19 protein-coding genes are annotated in these 23,326 nt (G+C 66.5%); 6 read left to right on the top strand and 13 right to left on the bottom strand.

The features are described from left to right. Positions 1-18 precede the first annotated feature (18 nt). The 3 genes from E4P09_RS14615 to ppsA are packed head-to-tail and all read right to left on the bottom strand — an operon-like array spanning position 19 to position 4,978. Positions 19-2,196, bottom strand: coding sequence for a heavy metal translocating P-type ATPase (locus E4P09_RS14615; protein WP_170984449.1), 2,178 nt, complete (start codon positions 2,194-2,196; stop codon positions 19-21). Positions 2,197-2,198: 2 nt separating this feature from the next. Then, positions 2,199-2,528, bottom strand: a complete 330-nt coding sequence (locus E4P09_RS14610; RefSeq protein ID WP_239025204.1) for an SHOCT domain-containing protein — start codon at positions 2,526-2,528, stop codon at positions 2,199-2,201. 17 nt (positions 2,529-2,545) lie between these two features. Next, entirely contained in the window at positions 2,546-4,978 is a 2,433-nt protein-coding gene (gene ppsA / locus E4P09_RS14605; RefSeq protein ID WP_137390388.1) for a phosphoenolpyruvate synthase, read from the bottom strand. 531 nt (positions 4,979-5,509) lie between these two features. Between ppsA and E4P09_RS14600 the strand changes: the two genes are divergently transcribed. After that, positions 5,510-6,715 (top strand): phospholipase D-like domain-containing protein, encoded by a 1,206-nt coding sequence (locus tag E4P09_RS14600; RefSeq protein WP_137390387.1) that lies wholly within the window; start codon positions 5,510-5,512, stop codon positions 6,713-6,715. A 127-nt stretch (positions 6,716-6,842) separates the two neighbouring features. On the opposite strand, the gene E4P09_RS14595 is transcribed toward E4P09_RS14600, so the two are convergent. From E4P09_RS14595 to E4P09_RS14570, 6 genes are all read right to left on the bottom strand, one after another. Then, the gene (locus E4P09_RS14595; RefSeq protein ID WP_137390386.1) at positions 6,843-7,295 is read right to left on the bottom strand and encodes a PLC family EF-hand domain-containing protein; all 453 of its coding nucleotides are present in this window, start codon (positions 7,293-7,295) and stop codon (positions 6,843-6,845) included. Positions 7,296-7,580: 285 nt separating this feature from the next. Continuing rightward, positions 7,581-8,735: a cation:proton antiporter gene (locus tag E4P09_RS14590; RefSeq protein ID WP_428977723.1), complete on the bottom strand. Its 1,155-nt coding sequence runs from the start codon at positions 8,733-8,735 to the stop codon at positions 7,581-7,583. 92 nt (positions 8,736-8,827) lie between these two features. Continuing rightward, positions 8,828-11,554: a cation-transporting P-type ATPase gene (locus tag E4P09_RS14585; RefSeq protein ID WP_137390796.1), complete on the bottom strand. Its 2,727-nt coding sequence runs from the start codon at positions 11,552-11,554 to the stop codon at positions 8,828-8,830. 145 nt (positions 11,555-11,699) lie between these two features. Continuing rightward, positions 11,700-12,476 carry an SDR family oxidoreductase gene (locus tag E4P09_RS14580; protein ID WP_137390384.1) on the bottom strand — a complete coding sequence of 259 codons (777 nt, stop codon included), beginning with the start codon at positions 12,474-12,476 and terminating at the stop codon, positions 11,700-11,702. A 175-nt stretch (positions 12,477-12,651) separates the two neighbouring features. Then, positions 12,652-13,566, bottom strand: a complete 915-nt coding sequence (locus E4P09_RS14575; RefSeq protein ID WP_205042129.1) for a DMT family transporter — start codon at positions 13,564-13,566, stop codon at positions 12,652-12,654. Between the two features lie 12 nt (positions 13,567-13,578). Further along, complete coding sequence (locus tag E4P09_RS14570) at positions 13,579-15,207, bottom strand: L-lactate permease (RefSeq protein WP_137390383.1); 1,629 nt, start codon at positions 15,205-15,207, stop codon at positions 13,579-13,581. Between the two features lie 431 nt (positions 15,208-15,638). On the opposite strand from E4P09_RS14570, the gene E4P09_RS14565 reads away from it, so the two are divergent. Next, positions 15,639-16,580: a 1-phosphofructokinase family hexose kinase gene (locus tag E4P09_RS14565; RefSeq protein WP_137390382.1), complete on the top strand. Its 942-nt coding sequence runs from the start codon at positions 15,639-15,641 to the stop codon at positions 16,578-16,580. Positions 16,581-16,893: 313 nt separating this feature from the next. Here the strand turns inward: E4P09_RS14565 and E4P09_RS26015 are convergent, their stop codons facing one another. Further along, positions 16,894-17,043 carry a hypothetical protein gene (locus E4P09_RS26015; RefSeq protein ID WP_170984447.1) on the bottom strand — a complete coding sequence of 50 codons (150 nt, stop codon included), beginning with the start codon at positions 17,041-17,043 and terminating at the stop codon, positions 16,894-16,896. 242 nt (positions 17,044-17,285) lie between these two features. Here E4P09_RS26015 and E4P09_RS14560 point away from each other — a divergent pair, with 242 nt between their 5' ends. The 4 genes from E4P09_RS14560 (at position 17,286) to E4P09_RS14545 (ending at position 19,796) form a co-directional block, all read left to right on the top strand. Continuing rightward, positions 17,286-17,948 carry an RNA polymerase sigma factor gene (locus tag E4P09_RS14560; RefSeq protein ID WP_137390381.1) on the top strand — a complete coding sequence of 221 codons (663 nt, stop codon included), beginning with the start codon at positions 17,286-17,288 and terminating at the stop codon, positions 17,946-17,948. Positions 17,949-18,006: 58 nt separating this feature from the next. Beyond that, positions 18,007-19,059: a YncE family protein gene (locus E4P09_RS14555; RefSeq protein WP_170984446.1), complete on the top strand. Its 1,053-nt coding sequence runs from the start codon at positions 18,007-18,009 to the stop codon at positions 19,057-19,059. A gap of 53 nt (positions 19,060-19,112) precedes the next feature. After that, positions 19,113-19,322, top strand: coding sequence for a DUF2933 domain-containing protein (locus E4P09_RS14550; RefSeq protein WP_137390379.1), 210 nt, complete (start codon positions 19,113-19,115; stop codon positions 19,320-19,322). Between the two features lie 198 nt (positions 19,323-19,520). Further along, positions 19,521-19,796: a DUF5676 family membrane protein gene (locus tag E4P09_RS14545; protein WP_137390378.1), complete on the top strand. Its 276-nt coding sequence runs from the start codon at positions 19,521-19,523 to the stop codon at positions 19,794-19,796. A 307-nt stretch (positions 19,797-20,103) separates the two neighbouring features. On the opposite strand, the gene E4P09_RS14540 is transcribed toward E4P09_RS14545, so the two are convergent. From E4P09_RS14540 to E4P09_RS14530, 3 genes are all read right to left on the bottom strand, one after another. Then, positions 20,104-20,346, bottom strand: coding sequence for a DUF2934 domain-containing protein (locus E4P09_RS14540; protein ID WP_137390377.1), 243 nt, complete (start codon positions 20,344-20,346; stop codon positions 20,104-20,106). Between the two features lie 38 nt (positions 20,347-20,384). Further along, positions 20,385-21,950 (bottom strand): glycogen synthase GlgA, encoded by a 1,566-nt coding sequence (gene glgA, locus E4P09_RS14535; RefSeq protein ID WP_205042127.1) that lies wholly within the window; start codon positions 21,948-21,950, stop codon positions 20,385-20,387. 177 nt (positions 21,951-22,127) lie between these two features. Further along, complete coding sequence (locus tag E4P09_RS14530; protein ID WP_137390376.1) at positions 22,128-23,189, bottom strand: cytochrome D1 domain-containing protein; 1,062 nt, start codon at positions 23,187-23,189, stop codon at positions 22,128-22,130. Positions 23,190-23,326: the final 137 nt, after the last annotated feature.

Here is a 23,326-nt window from a genome sequence, read left to right as displayed (position 1 = left end):
GGCTCGTTCTGCGCAGGCTCAATGTTGCGCCGCAGTGGCGGCGGGCTGCGGTCTCTGGCCGTCTCCCGCCGGGATGGGCTCGGCGCTGGCGACCAGCCGGCGGGCACGCTCCAGCAGCTTGGCGTTGATCGCCACGATCACAGTACTGAGCGACATGAAGGCAGCACCTATGGCCGGCGTGAGCAGGATGTCCCAGCCGTAGCCGATGCCGGCGGCGAGCGGCAGGGCGACCGCGTTGTAGCCGGTGGCCCAGAGCAGGTTCTGGGCCATCTTGCGGTAGGTCGCCCGCGAGAGCGCCAGGATGGCGAAGACATCCCGCGGATCGCTGCGGACCAGCACCACGTCGGCCGATTCGATGGCCACGTCGGTGCCCGCGCCGACGGCGATGCCGAGATCGGACTGCACCAGCGCCGGCGCGTCGTTGACCCCGTCCCCCACCATGGCCACGCGCAGCCCCTTGGCCTGCACCTCCCTAACCTTCTCTGCCTTCTGGTTCGGCAGTACCTCCGCGAAATAATCGGCGAGCCCCAGCTTCTCGGCGACCGTCTTCGCCACCGCCCTGGCGTCACCGGTCAGCATCATCGACTGGATGCCAAGCTCCTTGAGCCGCCGGACCGTCTCGTAGGACTCCTCGCGGATCACGTCGGCCAGCGCCACCGCGCCGATGACCGCGCCGTCCAGCAGCACATAGACCACCGTGTTGCCCTGTTCGGCGAGGCGGCCGATCGCCGGATCGTCCGCGGAGAGGTTGTTGGCCCGCAGATATCCGGGGCTCACCACCTTGACGTCGTGCCCCTCGATCCTGGCTTCGGCGCCCCGGCCGGGCAGGTTGCGAAAGTCCGTCACCGGCTTCAGGCTGATGCCGCGCTCGGCGGCACCGCGCACCACGCCTTGCGCGATCGGGTGTTCCGACTGGCTCTCCAGCGCTGCGGCCCAGGAGAGCACCTCCTCGGCGGAGCGTCCGCCCAGCGGCACCACATCGGCGACGCCGAACCGACCCTCGGTGAGCGTGCCGGTCTTGTCGAAGATCACGACGTCCAGGTTGCGGGCGCGTTCGAACGCGGCGCGGTCGCGGATGAGGAGGCCGTTCTGGGCCGTGAGCTTGGTGCTGACCGCCACCACCAGCGGCACCGCGAGCCCCAGCGCGTGCGGGCAGGCGATGACCATGACGGTCACCATGCGGGTGAGCGCGAAGTTGAAGCCGGCGCCGGCGATGAGCCACACGGCGAGCGTGCCGCCGCCGCCGAGGATGGCGATCCAGGTCAGCCACTGCGCCGCCCGGTTTGCCAGGTCCTGCGCCCGCGAACGCGTCGCCTGTGCCTGACGCACCATCTCGATCACCTGGCTGAGATAGGTCTGGTCGCCGGTCTTCCGCACCTCGATCGTGACCGCGCCCTCGCCGTTGATGCTGCCGCCGACCGCCTCCTGGCCCTCACCCTTGTCCACCGGCCGGGATTCGCCGGTCAGCATCGATTCGTTGAAGCTGGAGCTGCCTTTGACGATCATGCCGTCGATCGGCACCTTGTCGCCTGGCCGGACGAGCACGCGGTCGCCGGGCTTGAGCTCTGATACCGGCACCTCTTCGGTCTCGCCGGTCGGCGTCAGCCGTAGGGTGGTGGCGGGCAGCAGCCGGACCAGGGCCTCAAGCGCCCCCGAGGCCCCCATGACCGAGCGCATCTCGATCCAGTGGCCGAGCAGCATCACGTCGATCAGGGTGGCGAGCTCCCAGTAGAACACCTCGCCTTCGAGGCCGAAGACCACGGCGCTCGAATAGACATAGGCGACGGTGATCGCCAGCGAGATCAGCGTCATCATGCCGGGCCGCCGGCTCTTCAACTCCTCGGCAAGGCCGACGAGGAACGGCCAGCCACCGTAAAAGAACACGACCGAGGACAGCGCGAACAGGACATAGTCCGAGCCTGGGAACGCCAGCGCTGCCTCAAGGCCCAGGATGCCCTGGATCATCGGCGACAGCGCCAAGATCGGCACGGTCAGAACGAGGCACACCCAAAAGCGCCGACGGAAGTCCGCGATCATCGCGGCGTGATCGTGGCCACCGGCGTGGGCGTGGCCGCCTTCTTCGGTCCCGGTGTGGCCGTGCCGCGCGGCGGTGGCGATCTCGGTCCGGGTCGCGCGATCCTCTGGGCCAAGCCCGGCGGCGTGGCCTTCGTGGTGGCGGTGGGAAGACTTAGCCATAACTATCTGCCTTTCTGTGCGCCCGCTTGCCCGGCGAGCAGACGTCTTTTCTCCTCGAACTCCTCCCGCTCGATCTCGCCCCGCGCGAATCTCTCCTCGAGGATCTCAAGCGCCGAGCGATCTGGCGGGCGCTGCTCGCGCGCGCTTCCCGACAACCAGCGGACGATCAGGACGATCAGGGCGATAACGGCGGCCCAGAACAGGAGCATCATCAGGCCGCCGACCACCATATGTCCCCAGCCCCATGTTCCGTGCCACATGCCGACGCCGTCTCCATAGACCTGGGCCGCAACGGGAGACGCCGCCAGACTGGCCGCCAACATGCTACTCATCTGTGCTGCCGGCCTCTTCATGTCCTGCCTCGGACGCCGGATCCCGGAGCGCCGGCCACGCGTGCTGAGTCCCGCCGCCGCTCGACCTCGGCGACATGGCGGACGGTCGCGACGAAGCTGTCGGGGTTGAAGGAAATCGAGTCGATCCCTTCCTCGACGAGGAAGGCGGCGAACTCGGGGTAGTTGCTCGGCGCCTGGCCGCAGATGCCGATCTTGATCCCGGCCGCGTGCGCCTTGGTGATCGCCTCGCGAATGGCACGTTTCACGGCTTCGCTGCGCTCATCGAACAGCGGCGCGAGATCGCCCGAATCCCGGTCGACGCCGAGGATGAGCTGGGTGAGGTCGTTGCTGCCGATCGAGAAGCCGTCGAAGCGCTTGGCGAATTCCTCGGCCAGGAGCACGTTCGAGGGAATCTCGCACATCATGTAGACCTGAAGCCCGTCCGTGCCGCGCCCGAGTCCATACTTGGCCATCACCGCCAGCACGCGCTCGGCTTCCTCCGGCGTGCGGCAGAACGGCACCATGACGATGACGTTGGTGAGCCCGATCTCTTCGCGCACCGTCCGCAGCGCGCGGCACTCCAGCGCGAAGCCCTCGCGGTACCGCTCGTCATAGTAGCGCGAGGCGCCGCGCCAGCCGAGCATCGGATTCTCCTCCTTCGGCTCGAACGCGCTGCCGCCGATCAGGTGCGCGTACTCGTTGGTCTTGAAGTCGCTGAGGCGCACGATCACCGGGTGCGGATGGAAGGGGGCGGCGATCTTGGCGATGCCACGCGCGAGCTGGTCGACGAAGTAGTCCCGTGGATCCCGATAGCCGCGGGTCAGCTCGCGGATCTGCTGCCGCGCCTGCCGGTCCTCGACCCGCTCGGGGTGGACCAGCGCCATCGGGTGGATCTTGATGATGTTGTTGACGATGAATTCCATCCGGGCGAGGCCCACGCCCTTGGCCGGCAGGCGCCACCACTGGAACGCCGCGGCCGGGCTTGCGATGTTGACCATCATCGCGGTGCGCGTCTCCGGGATGTCCTTCAGGTTGACATCCGCCGCCTCGAAGGCGAGGGCGCCGTCATAGACGTAGCCGATATCGCCCTCGGCGCAGGACAGGGTGATATCCTGCCCGTCGCGCAGCAGCTCGGTAGCGTGGCCGGTGCCGACGACGGCCGGCACACCCAGCTCCCGGCTGACGATGGCGGCATGGCTGGTGGTGCCGCCGTGGTCCGTGATGATGCCGGCCGCCTGCTTCATGACCGGCACCCAGTCCGGGTCGGTGATCTCGGTGACCAGAATCGAGCCCGGCCGGAAGCGGTCGATCTCCGTGGCGCTCCGGATGACGCAGGCCCGAGCGGCCGCAATCGCCTGGCCGATGGCCGCACCGGAGAGCAGCCGCTTGCCTTTCTCCTTGAGCCGGTAGACCTTAAGCGGCGCCGAGCCCCGGAGCGACTGCACCGTCTCCGGCCGGGCCTGGACGATGGCGAGCTCGCCGGTCTCGCCGTCCTTGGCCCACTCCATGTCCATGGGCCGGCCGTAATGCTCCTCGATGACCACGGCCCAGCGGGCGAGCTGCAGGATCTCGTTGTCCTGGAGCACGAACACCTCCTGCTCGCGGCGCGTGGTGTCGACGTTCTTCGTCCGGCCGCTGCCGCCCTCGGCGTAGATCATCTTCTTTTCCTTCGCGCCGCGCGCTTTCTCGATGATCGGCCGGTAGCGCTTCTCGCCGAGCGGCGGCTTGAAGACCAGGTACTTGTCCGGGTTGACGGCGCCCTGCACGATGTTCTCGCCGAGCCCCCAGGCGGCATTGATCACGACCACGCCGGGGAAGCCGGTCTCGGTGTCGATCGAGAACATCACGCCCGATCCCGCCTTGTCGGATCGGACCATCCGCTGCACGCCGATCGAGAGCGCAACCTGCAGATGGTCGAAGCCCTGGGTCTCGCGGTAGCTGATCGCGCGATCGGTGAACAGCGAGGCGAAGCAGCGGCGGCAGGCCGCGAGCAGCGCCCGCTCGCCGCGCACATTGAGGAACGTCTCCTGCTGGCCGGCGAAGCTCGCCTCGGGCAGGTCCTCGGCGGTGGCGCTGGAGCGAACGGCGACCGACACCTCGTCCTGCCCACTGCGCCGGGACAGTTCGCGGTAGGAGGCCCGGATCGCCTCGGCGATCCCCTCCGGGAACTCGCCGTCGAGGAACAGCCGGCGAATTGCCTCGCCGGTTTGGTGCAGCGACGCGCGTCCACTCTTCATTGCCTCGATGCGCTCGCGCAGCGCTGCCTCGATCGCGTTCGCCGCGATGTATTCCCGATAGGCCCGCGCCGTGGTGGCGAAACCGTCCGGGACGCGCACGCCTTCGTCCTTCAGGCTGCGTACCATCTCGCCAAGTGAGGCGTTCTTGCCGCCGACGCGGGCGACGTCGCCGGACCCCAGATCCTCAAACCATGCGATATAGTCGGAGCTCACAAATGTCTCCTTTTGGTTGCTCTCCCGCTTCTAATTTGCATCCTGCGGCAGAGCGACGTAGCCGGTCGAGCCGTGTGATACAACGTCAAAGACGGCTTTGCGGCCGCAGTATTACAGTTGGAACGGCGCTTTTCCGGTGCGCCCCAGGCGGCGCGGCGCCCACAACCGTAACCGGATCTCAGAATATTCGTCTGCACACCGACAGATAGGGCGTCCATGGATCAGGTAGCCCACTATGTTGTTCACGTGCAGGAAGATGAGCAGCGGTAAGCGCTCTTCACGGCAGCGCCCGCAGGACGACGCGTGCTCGCGCCCAGGGCGAAACATCGCAGGCAAATACCCATTCCCTTGCCGCTGCGGCGTGACTCTGAAGACCGCCGCCGGGGCGCCAGAGGACGAGTCCGCCTCGATGGCCGGCCCTCGGCTTCATGGCGCGCCTGCCGCGCGAACTCTGCTCAGGCTGTGCCGCCGTGCGGACAATGCCGGTCGGACGCTTGCGGGCGGGCCCGTACGTCCGCGCGGATACGAACGATGAGCGCGCGAACCGGTCCATCCGGTCCGATTGGAGGAGGGGCGCCCCTCGAGAACGGTGGCGCAGCCCGGCAAGCCGAGATTGCACGCGACCGCGCCTGGATCTGCCTTCCCGAGTTGCGTGAGGGTCGGGGCGCTTTTCGGCTCTTCGTCGAGGGCGACGACCTCTACGACGCCATGGTCGCGGCGATCGGGCGCGCCGAACAAGACATCCGCATGGAATCCTTCATTTTTGCCGCTGACGAGGTGGGACGGCGCTTCGCCGCCGCCCTGGCCGCCAAGGCCCGCAGCGGGTTGCACGTGCGGCTGCACCTCGACGCCTTCGGCGCCGGCTTCCCCGCGTTTCGCGACCTGCAGCGCGAGCTTGAGGGCGCGGGCGTGCGGTTCCGGTGGTTCCATCCCTTCCGCTGGCGCCGCCCGCTCCAATACCTTCAGCGCAACCATCGCAAGCTGCTAGTCGTCGACGGGCGGGAGGCCTTCCTCGGCGGCTTCAACATCCGCCGACTGAACTCGCGCGAGCTCCACGGCGAAACGCGCCAGCGCGACAGCCATGTGCGCGTCGCCGGCGAGCTCGCAGCCCTGGCCGCGGCGCTATTCGATCAACTCTGGCAGCATGAGCGACCGCCCCGTGCCGAGGCCATTCCCGAGGACGCCACGAGACTCGAAGCCTTGCTCGTGCCGAGCTATTCCCGCCATTGCCGGCAGCGGCTCGCCTGCCTGCACGCCGGCCTGATCGAGAACGCGCGCCGTCACGTTTACCTGACCTCCCCCTATTTCGGACCGGGCACAATCGTCGAGGCGGCGCTGCGCGCGGCGGCGAGGCGCGGCGTCGACGTGCGCCTGCTGGTGCCCCGCCGGGGCGATCCGCCGGTGGCCGGCTGGGCGACCCGCGCCGCCTACGAGCCGCTTCTGGCGGCGGGCGTTCGCATCTACGAGTACATGCCCCGCAAGCTTCACGCCAAGACGTCCGCCATCGACGAAGAGTGGGGCGTCATCGGGTCGGCGAACCTCGACTATCTGAGCCTGTTCGTCAATCAGGAGCTCGTCCTGCTGGCGCGTGACCGGTCGCTGGCCAAGGCGTTGGACGCTCAGTATCAACGCGATCTTGAATATGCGGCCGAGGTGACGCTGGCCCTATGGCGTCGCCGTCGTTGGCACGAGCGTGGCCTGGAAGCGTTCGGCCGTTCCGTACGCTGGCTCCTCTGAGCAGGTCCGCTGATGTGCGGCGGGTGCACTCGCTGCGGGTCGCCACATCAACCGCATGAGCTTCGCCGGCTGGCCGCGCAGCAGTCCCCGTCTTCGGCTAGGAAGAGCGCGGCCGCGCTCCGAACAGTTAGCGGGCCCTCAAGGCACCGCCGTGGAAGAAGCTCTGCAGCTCTTCCAGCGTGAGTTTGCCGTCCTTATCCCCGTCGGCATAGTTGAACATCCGGGTATGTACGGCCTGAACCTCCTCCAGCGACAGCGCGCGGTCGCCATTCGTGTCCATCATGACCATCATCATCGTCATCATGCCCGGACCCATCCGTTCTGGACCCGAGCCCGCTCGCCCCCGCATGCCGGAGTCCATCATCCCGGGACCATCAGTCTCGCCCATCATTCCCGGCCCGGTGGTTTCGGGCTGGCTGCCCTGCTGGCTTGCACCGCCACCGCGCTGCTGCATCAGCATGCCGGGCCGGTCCTGCTGCTGCATCATCGGGCCAGAGGGCCCCTGCTGAGCGTGAGAAGCGGTAATGCCGCTTGCCAGAAGGACGGTGGACGCTGCAAATGTGAAAAAGATCTTCCGCATGTCGATTTCTCCTCTCGGTGACCCGCTCTCAGAAGCATGTTCGAGGGTTTTTCAGATTCCCTTTCCGCGATGACAACGCTGCCGGACCAAAGGGGGTCCGAGGTCGATGCGTGGCCTTTGCAACCGCCCAAACCTCGAAGGCCGCCCGACCATTCTATCGACGCGGCGCCTGTCGGCGCATTACACATCTGGTGATCGTCGTGTGCACAGGTCACCAAAGCGCTCGCGGAGCTGGCCAAGCGAGCCCGTCGCGCGCTATTGGGCGCCCGGCGAGACGGCGTCTGTTCAACTGCTTGAGTTCCCGCCCTCGAGAGGCGGCTTTGTCGCGAACACGCGCCGCAATCCGATCGATGTGATCAGGGTGGTTATCACGGCCATGATCACCAGTGCGGAGAAAAGATTGGCGACAATTGGATCCGCCTGATTGAACAGGCCAGCTTCGAGCGCGATGCTGGCGATGACGAGTTCAACCGCGCCGCGGCCGCTCATCGCCACACCGACCGCGACCGACTCGCGCGAGGACAGCCCAGCAAGCCGCGCCGGCACGCCCGCGCCGATCAGCTTCCCAAAAAACGCCGCCACCAGCAGCGCTGCCAGGAAGGCTGGCACTGCGGCTACGGCACCAAGGTCAACGCGAACTCCGATCGACGCGAAGAACAGCGGTGCCAGCAACCCGTTTGTGACGTCTCCGACGCTCTGCTTGGCGTTGGCGTAAGGCTCCTCGCCGACGGCATCGGGGTCGAAGAACAGCCCTGCCACGAACGGACCGAGAATGAAGTCCATGCCCAGAGCCTCGGCGAGGACGGCGAAGGCCAGCGCCATGGAGATCAGGGCGCTGAAATGCGGCGCCGGAATACGCAGCCGCGCAACCCAACGGGCGATCCGCGGATAGAGGAGGAGCCCGGCGGCGACGGTGATGGCAAAAAACGCACCGACCTGGCCGAGCAGCACCATCATCGATCGGAGATCGGGTCCGGCGCCGGTCTTGATCACGCCGGTCATGACGGCGAGCAGCATCAGCCCAATCACGTCATCGAAAATCGCCGCCGAAACCACCGTCCGGCCGACGCGCGTGTGCAAGAGCCCAAGCTCCATCAGGATGCGTACCGTCACCGGCACGGCCGAAATCGACAGCGCCACACCGACGAGAAGTGCCTGCGCGAACTTCAGCGGCGTCTCCGGAAGGAATGCCCAGGCAAGAGCGAAGCCGCCCGCCAGCGGCACGAGCACGCCGCCGAGTGCGACGGCGAGCGATCCACCCGAATGCTCCGCGATCTCGCGCGGGCGCATCTCGATCCCAGCGAGCAGCAGGATGAAAAAGATGCCGAACTCGGCAGCCACCTCAAGAAACGGACTCTCGGCCAAGTTGACAAGCAGCGGCAGGGGGAGGGCTGCGGCAGTGACCAGCGCGATGGCGACGCCGGCGACGATCTCCCCCATCGAGGCGGGCTGGCCGACGCGTTCCGAAACCTCGCCGAACAGCCGCGTCACAACAAGGAGGAGGAAGAGGTGGAGGGCGTGTTCCATTGTGCTCACGCCCGGTGGTCGTGACCGCGCAATCGGCCAAGGCACCGTCCAACGAGCTTTTCCAGTTCAAGGGGAACGAGCAGGGCGACGCCCACGAGCACTATGGCCAACCCGTCCCGGAACGCGACGGGGCGCGTCTCGAACAGCGCCTGCATGACGGGCGCATAGGTGAAGAGAAACTGCAGCGCCGTCACCGCGGCCACGGCAAGCAGCACCGCCCGGGTGCCGAGCACCCCTTCCCGGGTGAAGGACGTGCGGTACTGATAGCGCACGCTGAACAGATAGAAGATCTCCATCACGACGATCGTGTTGACCACGATCGTCCGCGCCGCCTCGAGCGGCAGCCCGCGCTGCAGCGCCCAGAAGAACATGCCAAACGCGCCGATCACGAACAGGACCGAGGTAAAGACGATCCGCCAGACGAGCAGGCCCGAGAGCAGCGGCTCGCGCGCCGCGCGGGGCGGCCGCCGCATCACATCCGGCTCGGGCGGCTCGAAGGCGAGCGCGATGCCGAGCGTCGCCGCCGTGACCATGTTGATCCACAGGATCTGGACCGGCGTGAGCGGCAAGGTGAACCCGAGCAGGATGGCGGCGATGATGATCAGCGACTCGCCGCCATTCGTCGGCAGGGTCCAGGCGATGACCTTCTTGAGGTTGTCGTAGACGGCCCGCCCCTCGCGCACCGCCGCGGCGATCGAGGCGAAGTTGTCGTCGGCCAGCACCATCTCGGCCGCCTCCTTGGCTGCCTCGGTGCCTTTGCGGCCCATGGCGATGCCGACATCCGCCCGCTTGAGCGCCGGGGCGTCGTTGACCCCGTCGCCGGTCATCGCCAGCACCGTCCCCTCGGCCTGGAGCGCCTGAACGAGGCGCAGCTTGTGCTCGGGGCTCGTGCGGGCGAAGACGTCGGCCGCGCGTGCGGCGCGCCGCAGCTCCGGCTCGCTGGGGTTGTCGAGCTCCCGTCCGGTAACGGCGTCGCGCGCATTCTCCAGGCCAAGCTGCCCGGCGATGGTGCGCGCCGTCGCGGCGTGATCGCCGGTGATCATCTTGACGCGGATCCCGGCGGCCTGGCAGTCGCGGACGGCCGCGATCGCCTCCTCGCGCGGGGGGTCGATCAGGCCGACGAGCCCGAGCAGTGTCAAGCCGCCCTCGGCGTCGGCGAAGGTGAAGTCGCGGCGCCCCGCGGGCATCGGCTTGGTCGCGAGGGCGAGCACCCGCTGGCCCTCGGCGGCAAGCGCCTCCACCCGCGCGCGCCATGCGTCGCGGTCCAGGGGCTCGTCGTCCGCGGCCCCGCGCTGCCGGTCGCACATCGCGAGCAGCCGCTCCGGCGCGCCCTTGACGCAGAGGAAGCCCCCGCCGTCATGGCCGTGATGCAGCGTCGCCATGAAGCGGTACTGCGCGTCGAACGGAATCTCGTCGGTACGCGGCAGGTGCCGGCGCAACTCCGGCTCGAGCCCCGCCTTGCGCGCGAAGGCGACCAGCGCCCCCTCCATCGGGTCGCCCTCGACCACCCAGCCATCTCCGACCTGGCGCAACGCGGCGTCATTGCAGAGCAGCGCCGCGCGCGCGAGCTCCGCGAGCGGCGGATGCGTGGCCGGATCGACGTCCTCCTCATCCCGCCGGATCGCGCCGCGGGGCTCGTAGCCGACGCCGGTGACGGCGAAGCTGCCAGCCGTCGTCACGACGGCACGGACCGTCATCTCGTTGCGCGTGAGCGTGCCGGTCTTGTCGGTGCAGATGACCGACACCGAACCGAGCGTCTCGACCGCGGGCAGGCGTCGGACGATGGCGTTGCGCGCCGCCATGCGCCGCACGCCGATGGCGAGCGCGATCGTCATGACCGCCGGCAGGCCCTCGGGAATCGCCGCCACGGCGAGGCCGACCACCGTCAGGAAGGCGTCCTCGGCGGCGTAGTCGCGGGCGAGCACAGCGAAGGCGAACACCGCCGCGGCGCCGCCGAGGATCACGGCGGTGAGCCGGCGGGCGAACGTATCCATCTGGCGCAGGAGCGGCGTCGTGAGTTTCTCGACCGTGCCGACGAGCGCGCTGACACGCCCGATCTCGGTTGCGGTCCCCGTACCAACGACCACGCCCGCGCCGCTCCCGGCCGCCACCAGGGTTCCCGAAAAGGCCATAGAGCTGCGGTCGCCGAGCGGGGCATCCGCTGCCACAGGCACAGGCGCCTTCTCGACGGGAACCGACTCCCCCGTCAGCGCCGCCTCTTCGATCCGCAGATTGCGGCTGCGGATCAGGCGCAGATCCGCGGGCACGCGGTCGCCGGCTTCGAGCAGGACGAGATCGCCGGGAACGAGCTCCTCCGCGGCGACGGTGAGGCGGGGGCCGCCGCGCACCACCGAAGCCTGCGGCGCCAGCATGGAGCGGATGGCGTCGAGCGCCTGCTCCGCCCGGCCTTCCTGTACGAAGCCGACGACGGCGTTGATGATCACGACGCCCAGGATCACGCCCGCGTCGATGACATGACCAAGCGCCAGCGTGATTGCGGCAGCGGCGAGGAGGACATAGATCAGCAGGTTGTCAAATTGCGCGAGGAAGCGGCGAAATGCGCTCCGGGGCTTGGCTGCAGGCAAGCGGTTGGGACCGTGCGCGGCGAGCCGCCGGACGGCCTCGCTGTCCTCCAGCCCGTCGCGGCCGGTCACGAAATCCCGCAGCGCCTCGTCAACGGCAAGGGCGTGCCAAGGCCGATCGGCAGCCGCCCCGGTACGGTCAGACTCCATGGTGCCGGCCGGCGGCGGCGCTGCGGTGTCTGCCTGTTGGTAATGGGGGTCGGTCATCGCCTGCTCAGGCTGGCTTGTGACCGGCACGGTGCCGGCCTCCGGGCGTGCATGCGTGAACGCTCTCATGCCAGGACGTTGTCGCCATCTACTGTGCCGTGTAGCCGCCGTCGATCACTAGCTCGGCGCCAGTCACGAACTTCGACTCGTCCGAAGCGAGATAGACGACGCCGTAGGCGATGTCGTCGGGCTCGCCGACATGGCCGATCGGGTGCAGGGTATCGAGCGCCTTGCGGCCTTCTTCGACGCCGCCGTGCTCGCGGAGATAATGCTCCACCATCGGTGTCCAGATATAGCCGGGATGGATCGAATTGACCCGGATGCCCAGCCCCTGCTTGGCGCAATAGAGCGCCACCGACTTGGTGTAGAGCCGCACGCCGCCCTTGGAGGCGTTGTAGGCTCCGAGGTTGGGATCGCCGACCAAGCCTTCGATCGACGACAGATTGATGATCGAGCCGCCCTTTGGCGGGACCCGCTTCATCGCCAGGATCGCGTGCTTGGTGCCGAGGAAGACGCCATTCAGGTTGATGCTCATCAACCGGTTCCAGCGCTCCAGCGTCTCCTCCTCGGGCGGTCCGCCCCAGCCGACCCCAGCGTTGTTGACCAGCACGTCAACCCGGCCGAAACGGTCGAGGGTGGCCTGGATCACGCGCTCCCAGGCGTTCTCCTCGGCGACGTCGTGGTGAAGGTAGATCGCTTCGCCGCCGTCCTCGACGATGGCCTGCGCCGCCCGCTCACCGTCATCATCCTTGATGTCGGTGAGGACCACTCTGGCGCCCTCGCGCGCCAGCATCCGGGCCGAGGCTTCGCCCAGACCCAACGCTGCCCCGGTCACAAGCGCAACCTTATCTTGCACGCGAATCATCGTTCACCCTCCTTTCTGTGGCGTTGGATATCCGCGACGCGCATCGGACCGGCACAGGGTGCCGGACCGCATCACATCCTGTCGATGCCGACGATCCGCCGGGCCGCCCTAGCTAAGACGTTGGGCACATCCGCAGATTACACCCAAGCCCGACAACTGCGGAACGCACACCAGATCAACCCCTCGTCACTTGTTGCATTCCGAGCAGGACCAAGCCGATCCCGGCAAACTCGACCAGGCTCACACCTTCGTCGAAAAATCCCATGCCGATGGCAACGCCAAATACCGGTGTCAGAAAGCTGAACGCATTCGCGCGGCTCAAGCTGCTCCTCTGCAGGATGGAGAACCACAGGTAGAAGGCCAGAGCGGTCCCGAGCAGCCCGAGAACGGCCAGAACGATCAAGAACTGCGGCGCCCACAAGGCTGATGGAAGCGGCTCCAGGACTGTCGCGGCGACCAGCAACGGAACGCCGCCGAACACCAGCTGCCAGCCCATGGCCATGAGTGGGTCGACGCGATCCGCCATGCGCTTCATCAGGATGTTGCCGACGGCGACCCCGATTGCGGCAAGCGCGATATAGGCGGTGCCGAGCGAGTACGCGTTTCCGCCATCCGCCAGAAGCCGAGGCAGCGTCATCAGCACAATGCCGGCGAAGCCGAGAAGAAGCCCCACTCTGCTGCGCCACCGCAGATGCTCCCCAAGCAGCAATGAAGCGAGCACGGCGGCTATGAGGGGTTGGGTGTTCGCGATCACCGTTGCGAAGCCCGGGGACACGAACTGGCTTGCGAGGAACATGCCGAAAAAGCCCAGACTGGTTGCCGTGATGCCGATGCCGACAAGGAGCGCCCAGGTGCGACATCCACTTGGGAGCGGTCGCCGCAGTGTCATCGCCAGGACGAGCAAACCGCCGCCGGCCACGAACGCCCTTGCCGCGGCGAAGTAGAACGGGGAGACCATCGAAAGGCCGATCGAAATGAGTGGAAAGCACAGTGCCCAAAGCAGCATCACCAGGACGATGCGCGCGAGCACGGCTGTCGGCAGCCTGCCGGGGTGGTGGTCCTCGCTGGACGCGGCGGCGGGCTCCTGCATCGCGGGATGCCGTCACAGGACCATTGGGAGAGAAAAGGCCAGTATTCCGGCCGCCAGGCAGTAATACAACATTGGTGCCAAGGTGAAGCGGATGATCGTTCCCTCCTGGCCGAGCAGGCTGACGACCGCGGCCGCTGCGACCACGTTGAGCACCGAAATCATGTTCCCAGCGTTCGCCCCGAGCATCTGTGCCGCCAGGACCGCTGTTTCCGGGACCGCCGCCCGGTCTGCGGCGCTGAGCTGGAACAGCGCGAACGTCATGTTGCTGAACGTGGCGCTGCCTGACAGGAAGGCGCCAAAGGCGCCGATGAACGGTGCGGCTAGCGGCCAATCCGCGCCGATGTAGTTCGCGGCGACCACCCCCAGCTCCATCGGCATGCTGGCCAGACCGGTGCCGTTGACCCCGGAATGGATGAAGATCCGCACCATCGGCACGGCCGCGCCCAAGGCCAGTGCGCTGCTGACGAGGGCCGCGCCCGCTTCCCGCAGCGAGGTGCCTGCCTGACGGGCGCTCACCCCGAGTAGGGGGACGGTAATCAGAACGACGGCGACGAACATGGTCCCAGGCAGGTAGAGCGGCGCGAGCGAGACGCCGACCTCGGTCCCGAGAATCCCCGCCCAGGAGATTGTCGCAGCCTGCAGCCAGTCCTTTAGCGGCAGGTACTCGATGCGGGTGGCGACCAGCAGCCCAGTCAACAGCAGATAGGGCGCCCACGCACGGCCGAGCGACATTCCGGGTGACGCCGGGTCGCCGATGGGCCCGTCGCCCTCAGTCTGGGGCGGCGAGCTCGGTCCGAGCATCAGCCCTTTTCGAGCAACCGGAACCACCACCGCGAGCCCGACTAGGGGGCCGATGAGCGAGGGGAATTCCGGCCCGAGCAGGACCGCGACGGCGAGTGCCGGCAAGGTGAAAGCGAGGCCCGCGAACACGGCAAACCGCCAAGCGCGGAGCCCGTCCCGCCAGTTCCGCCTGGGATCGAAGAAACGGGTCAGCATCATCACCATGATCAGGGGAATGAACGTGGCGACGAACAGGTCGATCGTGATGGCCTGCACCGCCACGGACCGAAGGAAATCCGGCAAGGACGCGTCACCGATCACGCCGGCTGCGCCGGGGGCGACATTGCCGCCCTCCTGCAGGCCCTGCGCGAGTCCGACCACGACTGGGGTGCCGATGGCGCCGAACGACGACGGACTGCTGTCGGCGACGAGCGCGAGGACCACGGCCCCCATCGGCGCAAAGCCGAGCGCGACCAGCAAGGGCGCGGCGATCGCCGCCGGAGTTCCGAAGCCCGCCGCGCCCTCGAGAAAGGCGCCGAACAGCCAAGCAATCAGGATGACCTGAGCGCGCGGGTCGGGCGAGATGCGCATGAACCCGCCGCGGATTGCGGCCATCGCGCCGCTCGCGGTCAGGACCTTCACGAGCAAGATGGCGCCAAATACGATCCACAGGATCGAGGCCGCGATCAGCACGCCCTCGATCAACGAAGCGAGCACATGCCGAACGGGAACCTCCCAGACGGCGATGCTCATGCCGGCGGTAAGGGCCAAGCTGAGCGGCATGGCCTGCGTCGCCGGCAGGCGCAAGATCACGAGCAGACCGAAGACCGCGAGCAGGGGCGTCAGCGCGGCAAGAATCATCCGTTCGGTAATCGAAGCAGCGCGACCATTACGCTCTGTCGTTCCCGGCTGCGTGTCTGGGGCGGACTGAGCGACGAAACTTGATCGGCAGTCAGACCCCTTGCTCCAATGAGAGACGCACGCATCCAGGCGCCATTACACTCCCGATGAAGGGCAATGGTCCAAACCCTCTCAAACGTGCTGCGAGCGAAGCAACGCGTGTCTCGGTTTTTCCCAGCCCCATGCATGCAAGCACGGCTCGCTCTTGTGGTATCCGAGGAAGTGTAAGTAATTCCGGGCGAGTTGCGTCACTTTCCCTGATGACCGCCGACCTTTGGACGGCTACGAGAACACCCCCTGGTGACACGTGACGCGGCGGAGCATCCTGCTACCCTCGCAGGTCTTAACGATGCGAGGCACCTCCGTTGAACGTCGTCCGAGAGGAAAAAGCGATGAAACCCATCGTTACGTTGACGTTGAATCCGTCCATCGACGGTGCCGCCCAGACGCACGTCGTACGGCCGATTCGCAAGATACGTACCTCGGACGAACGCTACGACCCGGGCGGAGGCGGGATCAACGTGGCTCGGGTGGTCCAGGAACTCGGTGGCACGGCCTTCGCCACCTACCTTGCGGGCGGCGCGACCGGCCGCGTGCTCGACGATCTTCTGGAATCCGCAGCAATTATGCGGCGGCGAATCTCAATCGACGACCACACCCGGATTAGCCACGCCGTCTACGAACGATCGAGCGGCCTTGAGTATCGTTTTGTGCCCGAAGGACCCGTGGTCCGCGAGGCCGAGTGGCGGGCCTGCCTGGAAGCGCTGGAGGATCTCGACTGCGACTATCTTGTCGCGAGCGGCAGCTTGCCCCGTGGCATACCGGAAGATTTTTATGCCATCATTGCGGACCGCGCCGACCGAAATGGATTCAAACTGGTGCTCGACACCTCGGGCGCTGCACTGCGTAGGGCGCTCGAACGCGGCGTCCATCTGGTCAAACCCAATCTCGGCGAGTTCGAATCTATGCGCGGACGGAAACTTCCCAACCCGGCGTTGCAGGAGGAAGCCGCCCGGGAACTTGTCCGCTCGGGAGCAGCCGAAATCGTGGCGCTTACCTTGGGGCGTGACGGCGCGCTGCTCGTCAGCGATCAGAGCGTCCTGCGCCTGGCCGCACCCGATGTGACCGTAAAAAGCGCCGTGGGCGCTGGCGACAGCTTTGTCGCGGCCATGACGCTCGGCCTTGCACGAGAGCGCCCGGTCGCGGACGCGTTCGCCTATGGGATGGCCGCCGGAGCCGCCGCGGTGCTGTCGGCGGGTACCGGACTGTGCCGGCGCGAGGACGTCGAGCGGCTCTATGGCGAAATTAAGATGAACTTACCCCAGCCGCGATAGAATTTCTTATGGACGGATCGCCTCGCCCAAAAAGGCGCCCCGCAAGCTGATCCGCCGCCACGTGCGCTCGCGACCCGAGTCCGTGGTAAGCCGATCACCCGCGGGCAGTGACGAATTGAAGAACTCTTGAATGTCATAGTTGCTGGAGACTTACAGACAGTTTCAGCGGACGAACTTGATCCAGGTCAACATCCGGCAACATTATACCCCATATAATGTTAGAAGGATGGTGCTCCTCGAGATCGCGATGCGGGTCCACGAACAACAACGGCGACACAGGGCCGGGTTCGCGCGGAAATGCGTGGCGCTACTCCTATGTCTGCTCTTCGCGTTCGGCGGGAACCTCCACTCCGCACACGGCGCGCTTGGCCTCGCCGGGGCGGACGCGGCGCAGGTGATCAGTTCCACTGATCATCCGGATGACCATCAGCACGAAGGGCTTCTGGGCATCGAGCACTGTCAATCCGCTAGCTCGTGCCCCTGTTGCGCGCCGATCGCTGTTTCGCCGTACTGCTTGAACCCGCGGGCCAATCAACGGCCGCTTGGTTCGGTCACGCTCGCGCTCCCCGAATTCATCCACCGCCACCTCCGCCCACCTCGCCTCCCTGCGCACGCCTGATCACTGGCGACGCTTCTCATGCGTCTCATGCGTCGCCACCCAGTCGTGACGTCTCCGGACGTCCACTTGCGCATGGAGCTACTGCAATGCCTGCTTTTTCCCGCCGCCAATCTGGCCCTCCAACTTCTACCCTCAACGCCATCGTCAATCAGCGATTGCTCGATTGTCGACGGGAGTTCCTGGGCTTCTTCCGCCGCCGCCTCAATCGGCCCGAGGACGCCGAAGATGCCCTGCAGGACTTCTGCCTGAAGGTGGTTCGCGCCGCGGAGACGCTGGGGGATGACGAAAAGATCGATTCCTGGCTCGGCCGCATCCTGCGGAACACACTGACCGATCACTATCGTCGCCGCGCTGCGCGGCAGCGGGCGGAAGCCGCCTATGGCCTCGAGATGCAGACGGCGGTGTTCGAAGTGCAGGCGGAGCAGGACGCAAAGCCGTGCTCCTGCGTTCACCATGCCCTGCCGACGCTGAGGCCGCATTACGCCGAGATTCTGACACGCGCCGATCTCAACGAAGAGCCGCGAGAGCAGATCGCCGCCGATTTGGGGCTCACCACCAACAATGTGGGCGTGCGCCTGCACCGGGCGCGTCAGGCCTTAAAGGCAAAGCTCGAGGACATCTGCCCGACATGTCGGGATCGAGTCGGCCTGGGTTGCAATTGCGAGCCGGCCGGCGAAACGAGGAGCCGCCTTGATAGGGATCCGGCCAAGCGTAACGCCACCGCTCCCGGTGCGTCCTTGTCGAGGTAGCGCCAGCCCTAAATGGCCTGGTAACCCCGATCCGGCATGCATGAAAAAAGGTGAACCAATGATGTTCCGTCTCTCCGTCGCCGCCCTGCTCGCAACGATGCCTGTGGCCGCGTTGGCCGATCCTGTCTACATCCCGCTCGGCAGCGCCGACGCCATTCTCGTCGTGGACAGCAGCACCGACCACGTCACCGGCCGCATCGACGGCGTCCCCGCCGTCCACGGCCTTGCACCGACACCCGATGGCCGATATCTGATTGCCGGAAGCGCGGACGAACGCCCGGCCCGCGCTGCTGTGCCCGACAAACCGGAAACCATCTCCGACGCGGAGCACGTGGCCCACCATCCGGGGCCCCTTGCACCGATCGCGAGAGCCCCGGCGACGCTGAGCACCGTCTCGATCATCGACACCGAGGCGGATGCGGTCGTCCGCCGCATCGATGTGCCCGGTGGCGTGCATCATGTCGCGGTCGACCCGACCGGTCGCGTTGCCGCCGTGACCCATCCGGCGCCCGGCGGAATTACCGCGATCGATCTCTCCAGCTTCGAAATCGCGGCGACGGTTGCCACAGGGCCATACGCCAACTATGCCGCCTTCTCGCCGGACGGCCGCCGGCTTTATGTGAGCAACGCCGGCAATGGCACGGTCAGCGAACTCGACGTCGAGCGCTGGATTGTGCGCCGCAACGTGATCGTCGGGGCGAGTCCCGAGCATCTCGTGCTCTCCCGCGAGGGCCGCCGACTTTACGTGAACAATGTAGAGGCGGGTACCGTCTCGGTGGTCGACACCTCTGCGTTTGAGGTCGTCGAACATCTGGCCGTCAGCGCCCCGCTGCACGGTATCGAACTCGCCGAGAACGGAGATACGCTGTTCGTTGCGGCGATGGGCGAGGATCGTCTCGTTGCCTTCGACCTCGCCGCGCGCACACAACGCGACGTGGCGCTCAGGCCCGCGCCCTACCACGTCGCCGCAATCGCCGGAACCGGCAAGCTCTACGTCTCCAGCGACGTCGAGCCGAAGCTCTGGGTTGTCGACCAGAAGACGCTCGCGGTGATGCGCGAGATCGAGCTCGGCGGCAAGGGCCATCAGATCGCCCTGCCGACGCAGCGATAGGCGCCAATTCGCTGCGTTGCAGCCTAGCATCCGGCGCGAGAGAAGGTCCAGCCATGGACTGGCTTTCAGAGAACTGGCTTTGGATTCTCATCGGCGTGGCCTTCATCGCCATGCATCTGTTCGGTCACGGCGGACATGGAGGCCACGGCCGGCACGGGGGCAGCGAACGTGATATCGGGCCAAGCCGCCACGACCCTGCCAAGCGTCCGGGCGCGAATGCGCCGACGGCTCATCGCCACGAGGGCAAGGCACACAGGCAGTGACGGCCCGACCTTGCCTCATCCTGTGCGCGCCAACGCCCGGATCCATGGCCCGCGCCGTCGGAACCTCGCGGCCGGATACAGCGGACGCCGTGGCGCAGGAGGAGCCGCCCCGTGCCTGGAGTAAGAACGGCACCCTCGGACCCGGAGCAAAGCGGCGGACAGGCGGTCCATCTCGACATCGAACGAACGGAGAGCGCGATGCTGAACACGAGGCTGGTAACTTGGGCCTTAAGTCTCTGGACGGCGATCACCTTTGTGGTTTGTGTGGTCTACGGGCTGGTGACGCCGCAAAGCCTTGGCATGCAACAGTTTCTCGAAATGGTGTTGCCTGCCTTCAAGTGGCTGACCTGGTGGGGCTTCCTCCTCGGCCTAGCCGAGAGCTTTCTGTACGGCGCTTATGCCGGCCTCGTCTTCTGCCCGGTCTATAATCTGCTGCAACGGCGGTGGGGAGCGCAGACAGGCCAAAAGGCCTGATGCGACGTTGTGCACAAGATCCACGATGATAAACGCGATTGTACGGTTAGCCTGCCGATCCGCACGCGACCGAAGGCGTCGGTCGCCGCAGCTGGGAGACGGAGCGCCAGAGATCGATGCCGCACGCCGCGCCGAGGAGTCCGAGCGCGTCACGCCGTGCAGATCGATCTGCGCCAGCCGCAGCCGGCAAACAGGATGGTGATACAGCCAGTGACACAGGAGCCCGGATGAGCCACAGGGGCAATTCAGGCGCACCCGCCGCTCGCCTCCGAGCGGCGTTCGGTGCAGAGGAAGAATGGGTGCCGCGTTACTCGATCTTGCGCTTTGCCCGGCCTGGCGCCTTTGGGGTAGGTCCAGCAGTCTCGGCGACGGCCGAAGTCGGTGGCCCGGCATAGGCCCGCTCCGCTTGGTTCGTCACCTGGGACTGCTCGGTTTCGATCTCCGCCTCGGCGCGGAGCCAGTGCTCGAGATCTTTGCCATCGGGTCTGTTCTCGCGCTCCCAGATGAGGTAGGCGCGCTGCCTGACTTTCGCCGCGAAATCCTCGGTCATATTCTATCTCCTAGCCTGCTGTTGCGTGACGATACTTTTCACGTGCTTATTGTTCGGGCTCGCATGGGGGTGGATACCCGCATGTCAGCTTCCTGCGGCCGTGGAGCGGGCGGGCCCGGTGCAGCCGACACTGGACCGGCCCGGGGTCCCGTGAGTGTCCGATAGAGCGCAAAATACTCTTCAGCCGGTCCTTTCCATCCGAAGTCCCGGCGCATGGCGCAGCGCTGCATCCGACGCCAGCCGACCGGCTGCCGGAATGTGTCCAAGGCACGCGTCAGGCAGCCCAGCAGATCCTCCAGGGAACCACCGGTGAAGGCGAAGCCTGTCGCCTCGCCATCGTTGTTGGTCGCGCTGTCAACGACGCTGTCGGCCAATCCACCGACCCGCCGGACGACGGGCAGGGTCCCGTAGCGCAAGGCGTATATCGGCACGAGGCCGAAAGGCTCAAAGCGCGACGGATGAAGCAGGATGTCGGCCACTGCCAGCAAACGCCGCGCGCGTCGCTCCTGATAGCCGATCCGCACCGAAACGCGGCCGGGATAGCGCTCGGCCAGCGCCAGGAACCGTGTCTCATGTGTACGGTCGCCCTGTCCGTGCACGGCAAGCTGCGCGCCGACCTCGACGAGCCGCGGCACGGCTTCCGCGACCGTGTCGGCCATCTTCTGTTCGGTCAGACGGCTCATGAAGGCGACGACAGGGGTATCCGGCTCGACCGCGAGGCCGAGCTCCCGCTGTAAGACTTCCTTGCAGATGCGCTTGCCGGCGATCTCAGCGAGACTGTATCGCCGGGGCAGTGGCAGGTCGCGGGCTGGGTCCCAGATCCTGTAATCCGCCCCGTTCGGAATGCCGACAAGGCGCTCGGCCCGCTGGCGGAGCAAGCCGTCGAGCCCGCAGCCGAATTCCGGCGTCTGGATCTCCTGTGCGTAGGTTCGGCTGACCGTCGTCAAATGATTGGCATGGCGGATTCCCGCCTTCAGAAAGGAGATCCGGCCATAAAACTCAATCCCGTCGGGCGAAAAGCAATCCGCCGGGAGACCCAGGCGTGGCAGCCGATCCGCATCGAAGAGCCCCTGGAACGCCAGATTGTGGATCGTGAGCACAGTCGCCGGGCGCCGTGTAGCAGCATGGCTCAGCAGGAGCGGCACCAGCCCCGAATGCCAGTCGTTGGCATGAACCACGTCCGGGCGCCAATTCAGCCCATGCTCGCCCTGAGAAACACGCGCGGCGGCCCGGCTCAAGGCGGCGAAACGAAGGTCGTTGTCCGGCCAGTCGCGGCCGTCCGGATCCTGGTATGGCCCGCCCGCTCTCTGATAGAGCGGTGGGCAGTCGATCAGCCAGAGCGGTAGGCCGGAATCAGGGCTTCGTGCGGGGAGGAGCCGGATCGTGCCCGCGCCGGGCACCTCACCGAGCGGAACGGACTCGTCGAGATGCTCTGCACCGTCCAGAGCCTCAGAGTAGCCCGGCACCATCACGCGCACATCGATGCCGAGTTCAGCCAGTGCGGCGGGGAGGGCGGCCGAAACGTCGGCGAGCCCGCCGGTCTTGACCAGGGGATAGAATTCCGACGTGACGAACAGGATGCGCATGGTTTCAGGCCTGATCACCTCTGATCGCAATCCGGCGGCGACCCAGAAGCGGCCTGCCGAGCAGGCCTTTGCGCCGCCGATGGCGTTCAAGGGGCGTGACGGAGGATTGTTCAGCCATATTGCTTCGTTCCGCGGCGGATCGCGGTAGCTCCGGCGCCAGCCACACCTACGCCGGCCGTGGGCCCGGGCTCAACATCACTCCTTGACGGTTCGGAAGGTGACCCCGTTCGGACCTTTGCCGACACGCACATTCGCAGTCACGGTCCGACTGGCCTCGTCGATCACCGAAACCGTACCATCGACGATGTTGGTCACGAACACTCTGGTCCCGTTGTCGCTGACGACGACGCCATGCGCGCCCCTGCCGGTCCGGATTGTTTCAACAACCCGATTTGCCGTCACGTCGATGACCGAGACGGTGTCGTCCGGTTCGGCCTCACTTCCCTGATTGGCCACATAGACCCGCTGGCCATCGGGCGTCGCATAGACCTGGATCGGATTGCGGCCGACCTCGATCTTACCCACGAGCTGACGCGTCGCGGTGTCGATGACCGCAACGCGGTTCTCATCGCGCAGTGAGACATAGGCGCGGCTTCCGTCGGGAAGAAACCCGACCTGCACAGGCGCAGCACCCACGGAGATCCGTGCCGCTTCGGTGAGGCTAGCCGTATCGATCACCGAAACGCTCCCGTCCTCGACCGTGGCGACATACGCCTCCTGCCCGTCAGGGCTGATCCGCAGCCCGTGGGGATATCTGCCGGTGGTGATCGTCCGAACGATGGCGTTCTTCGCCAGGTCCACCACCGCAACTGCATCGTCTCCGGCATTGGTGACGAAGGCATGTCTGCCATCGCGGTCGACGACGACATGGGCAGGGTGGTCGCCGACCGGAATCGTGGCGAGCGGACCGGCGGCCAGATCATCGGGATCGAGGATGACGAGGAGCCCGCGCGCCTCGGGCGCGCCATGACCTTCATCCTTACCCGCGTGTCCATGGCCCTCATCGGCCGGGTTGCCGACCGCCAGAAGCCGGTTCCCATCAGCGCTGATCTGGATGTTGTGCGGCTCGATCGGGATGGGCGTTGTCACGACGCGTCGGTTCCGAAGGTCGATGGCACTGACGGAATTCCCATATTCGTCAGCTGTATAGACGAATTCCACCCCGCTTCCCTCGGCGTGAGCGGATCCAGACGCACTCCCAGCTCCGATGGACAGGAAGACAGTCGCGGCCAGGGCAGCCAGCACGCTCCGTCCCATGGTCGTTTTCCGCCTCCGAGCGTTGAGGCGTGAGATCTTTTCCTGCTCGATCGACTGCAATGGCATTGTCTGTCCTCCGTCACCTATCGAATTCCGAGCGTCCACCACCGGCTCTCGGCCGCATGCGCGGCCCACGC

Source organism: Rhodoligotrophos defluvii (genome assembly GCF_005281615.1).
Taxonomy (GTDB): domain Bacteria; phylum Pseudomonadota; class Alphaproteobacteria; order Rhizobiales; family Im1; genus Rhodoligotrophos; species Rhodoligotrophos defluvii.
Note: the sequence above shows the minus strand (reverse complement) of the source record. Positions and strands in the feature narration are given on the sequence as shown.

Excerpts from the sequence above, each read along its gene's own strand:
- E4P09_RS14585 (WP_137390796.1), bottom strand. The coding sequence starts at position 11,554 with ATGGAGTCTGACCGTACCGGGGCGGCTGCCGATCGGCCTTGGCACGCC.
- E4P09_RS14540 (WP_137390377.1), bottom strand. The coding sequence starts at position 20,346 with ATGACCGAGGATTTCGCGGCGAAAGTCAGGCAGCGCGCCTACCTCATC.
- E4P09_RS14595 (WP_137390386.1), bottom strand. The coding sequence starts at position 7,295 with ATGCGGAAGATCTTTTTCACATTTGCAGCGTCCACCGTCCTTCTGGCA.
- E4P09_RS14615 (WP_170984449.1), bottom strand. The coding sequence starts at position 2,196 with ATGGCTAAGTCTTCCCACCGCCACCACGAAGGCCACGCCGCCGGGCTT.
- E4P09_RS14560 (WP_137390381.1), top strand. The coding sequence starts at position 17,286 with ATGCCTGCTTTTTCCCGCCGCCAATCTGGCCCTCCAACTTCTACCCTC.
- E4P09_RS14600 (WP_137390387.1), top strand. The coding sequence starts at position 5,510 with ATGAGCGCGCGAACCGGTCCATCCGGTCCGATTGGAGGAGGGGCGCCC.
- E4P09_RS14555 (WP_170984446.1), top strand. The coding sequence starts at position 18,007 with ATGATGTTCCGTCTCTCCGTCGCCGCCCTGCTCGCAACGATGCCTGTG.
- E4P09_RS14550 (WP_137390379.1), top strand. The coding sequence starts at position 19,113 with ATGGACTGGCTTTCAGAGAACTGGCTTTGGATTCTCATCGGCGTGGCC.
- E4P09_RS14580 (WP_137390384.1), bottom strand. The coding sequence starts at position 12,476 with ATGATTCGCGTGCAAGATAAGGTTGCGCTTGTGACCGGGGCAGCGTTG.
- E4P09_RS14545 (WP_137390378.1), top strand. The coding sequence starts at position 19,521 with ATGCTGAACACGAGGCTGGTAACTTGGGCCTTAAGTCTCTGGACGGCG.
- E4P09_RS14575 (WP_205042129.1), bottom strand. The coding sequence starts at position 13,566 with ATGCAGGAGCCCGCCGCCGCGTCCAGCGAGGACCACCACCCCGGCAGG.
- E4P09_RS14565 (WP_137390382.1), top strand. The coding sequence starts at position 15,639 with ATGAAACCCATCGTTACGTTGACGTTGAATCCGTCCATCGACGGTGCC.
- E4P09_RS14530 (WP_137390376.1), bottom strand. The coding sequence starts at position 23,189 with ATGGGACGGAGCGTGCTGGCTGCCCTGGCCGCGACTGTCTTCCTGTCC.
- E4P09_RS14610 (WP_239025204.1), bottom strand. The coding sequence starts at position 2,528 with ATGAGTAGCATGTTGGCGGCCAGTCTGGCGGCGTCTCCCGTTGCGGCC.
- E4P09_RS14590 (WP_428977723.1), bottom strand. The coding sequence starts at position 8,735 with ATGGGGGAGATCGTCGCCGGCGTCGCCATCGCGCTGGTCACTGCCGCA.
- E4P09_RS14570 (WP_137390383.1), bottom strand. The coding sequence starts at position 15,207 with ATGATTCTTGCCGCGCTGACGCCCCTGCTCGCGGTCTTCGGTCTGCTC.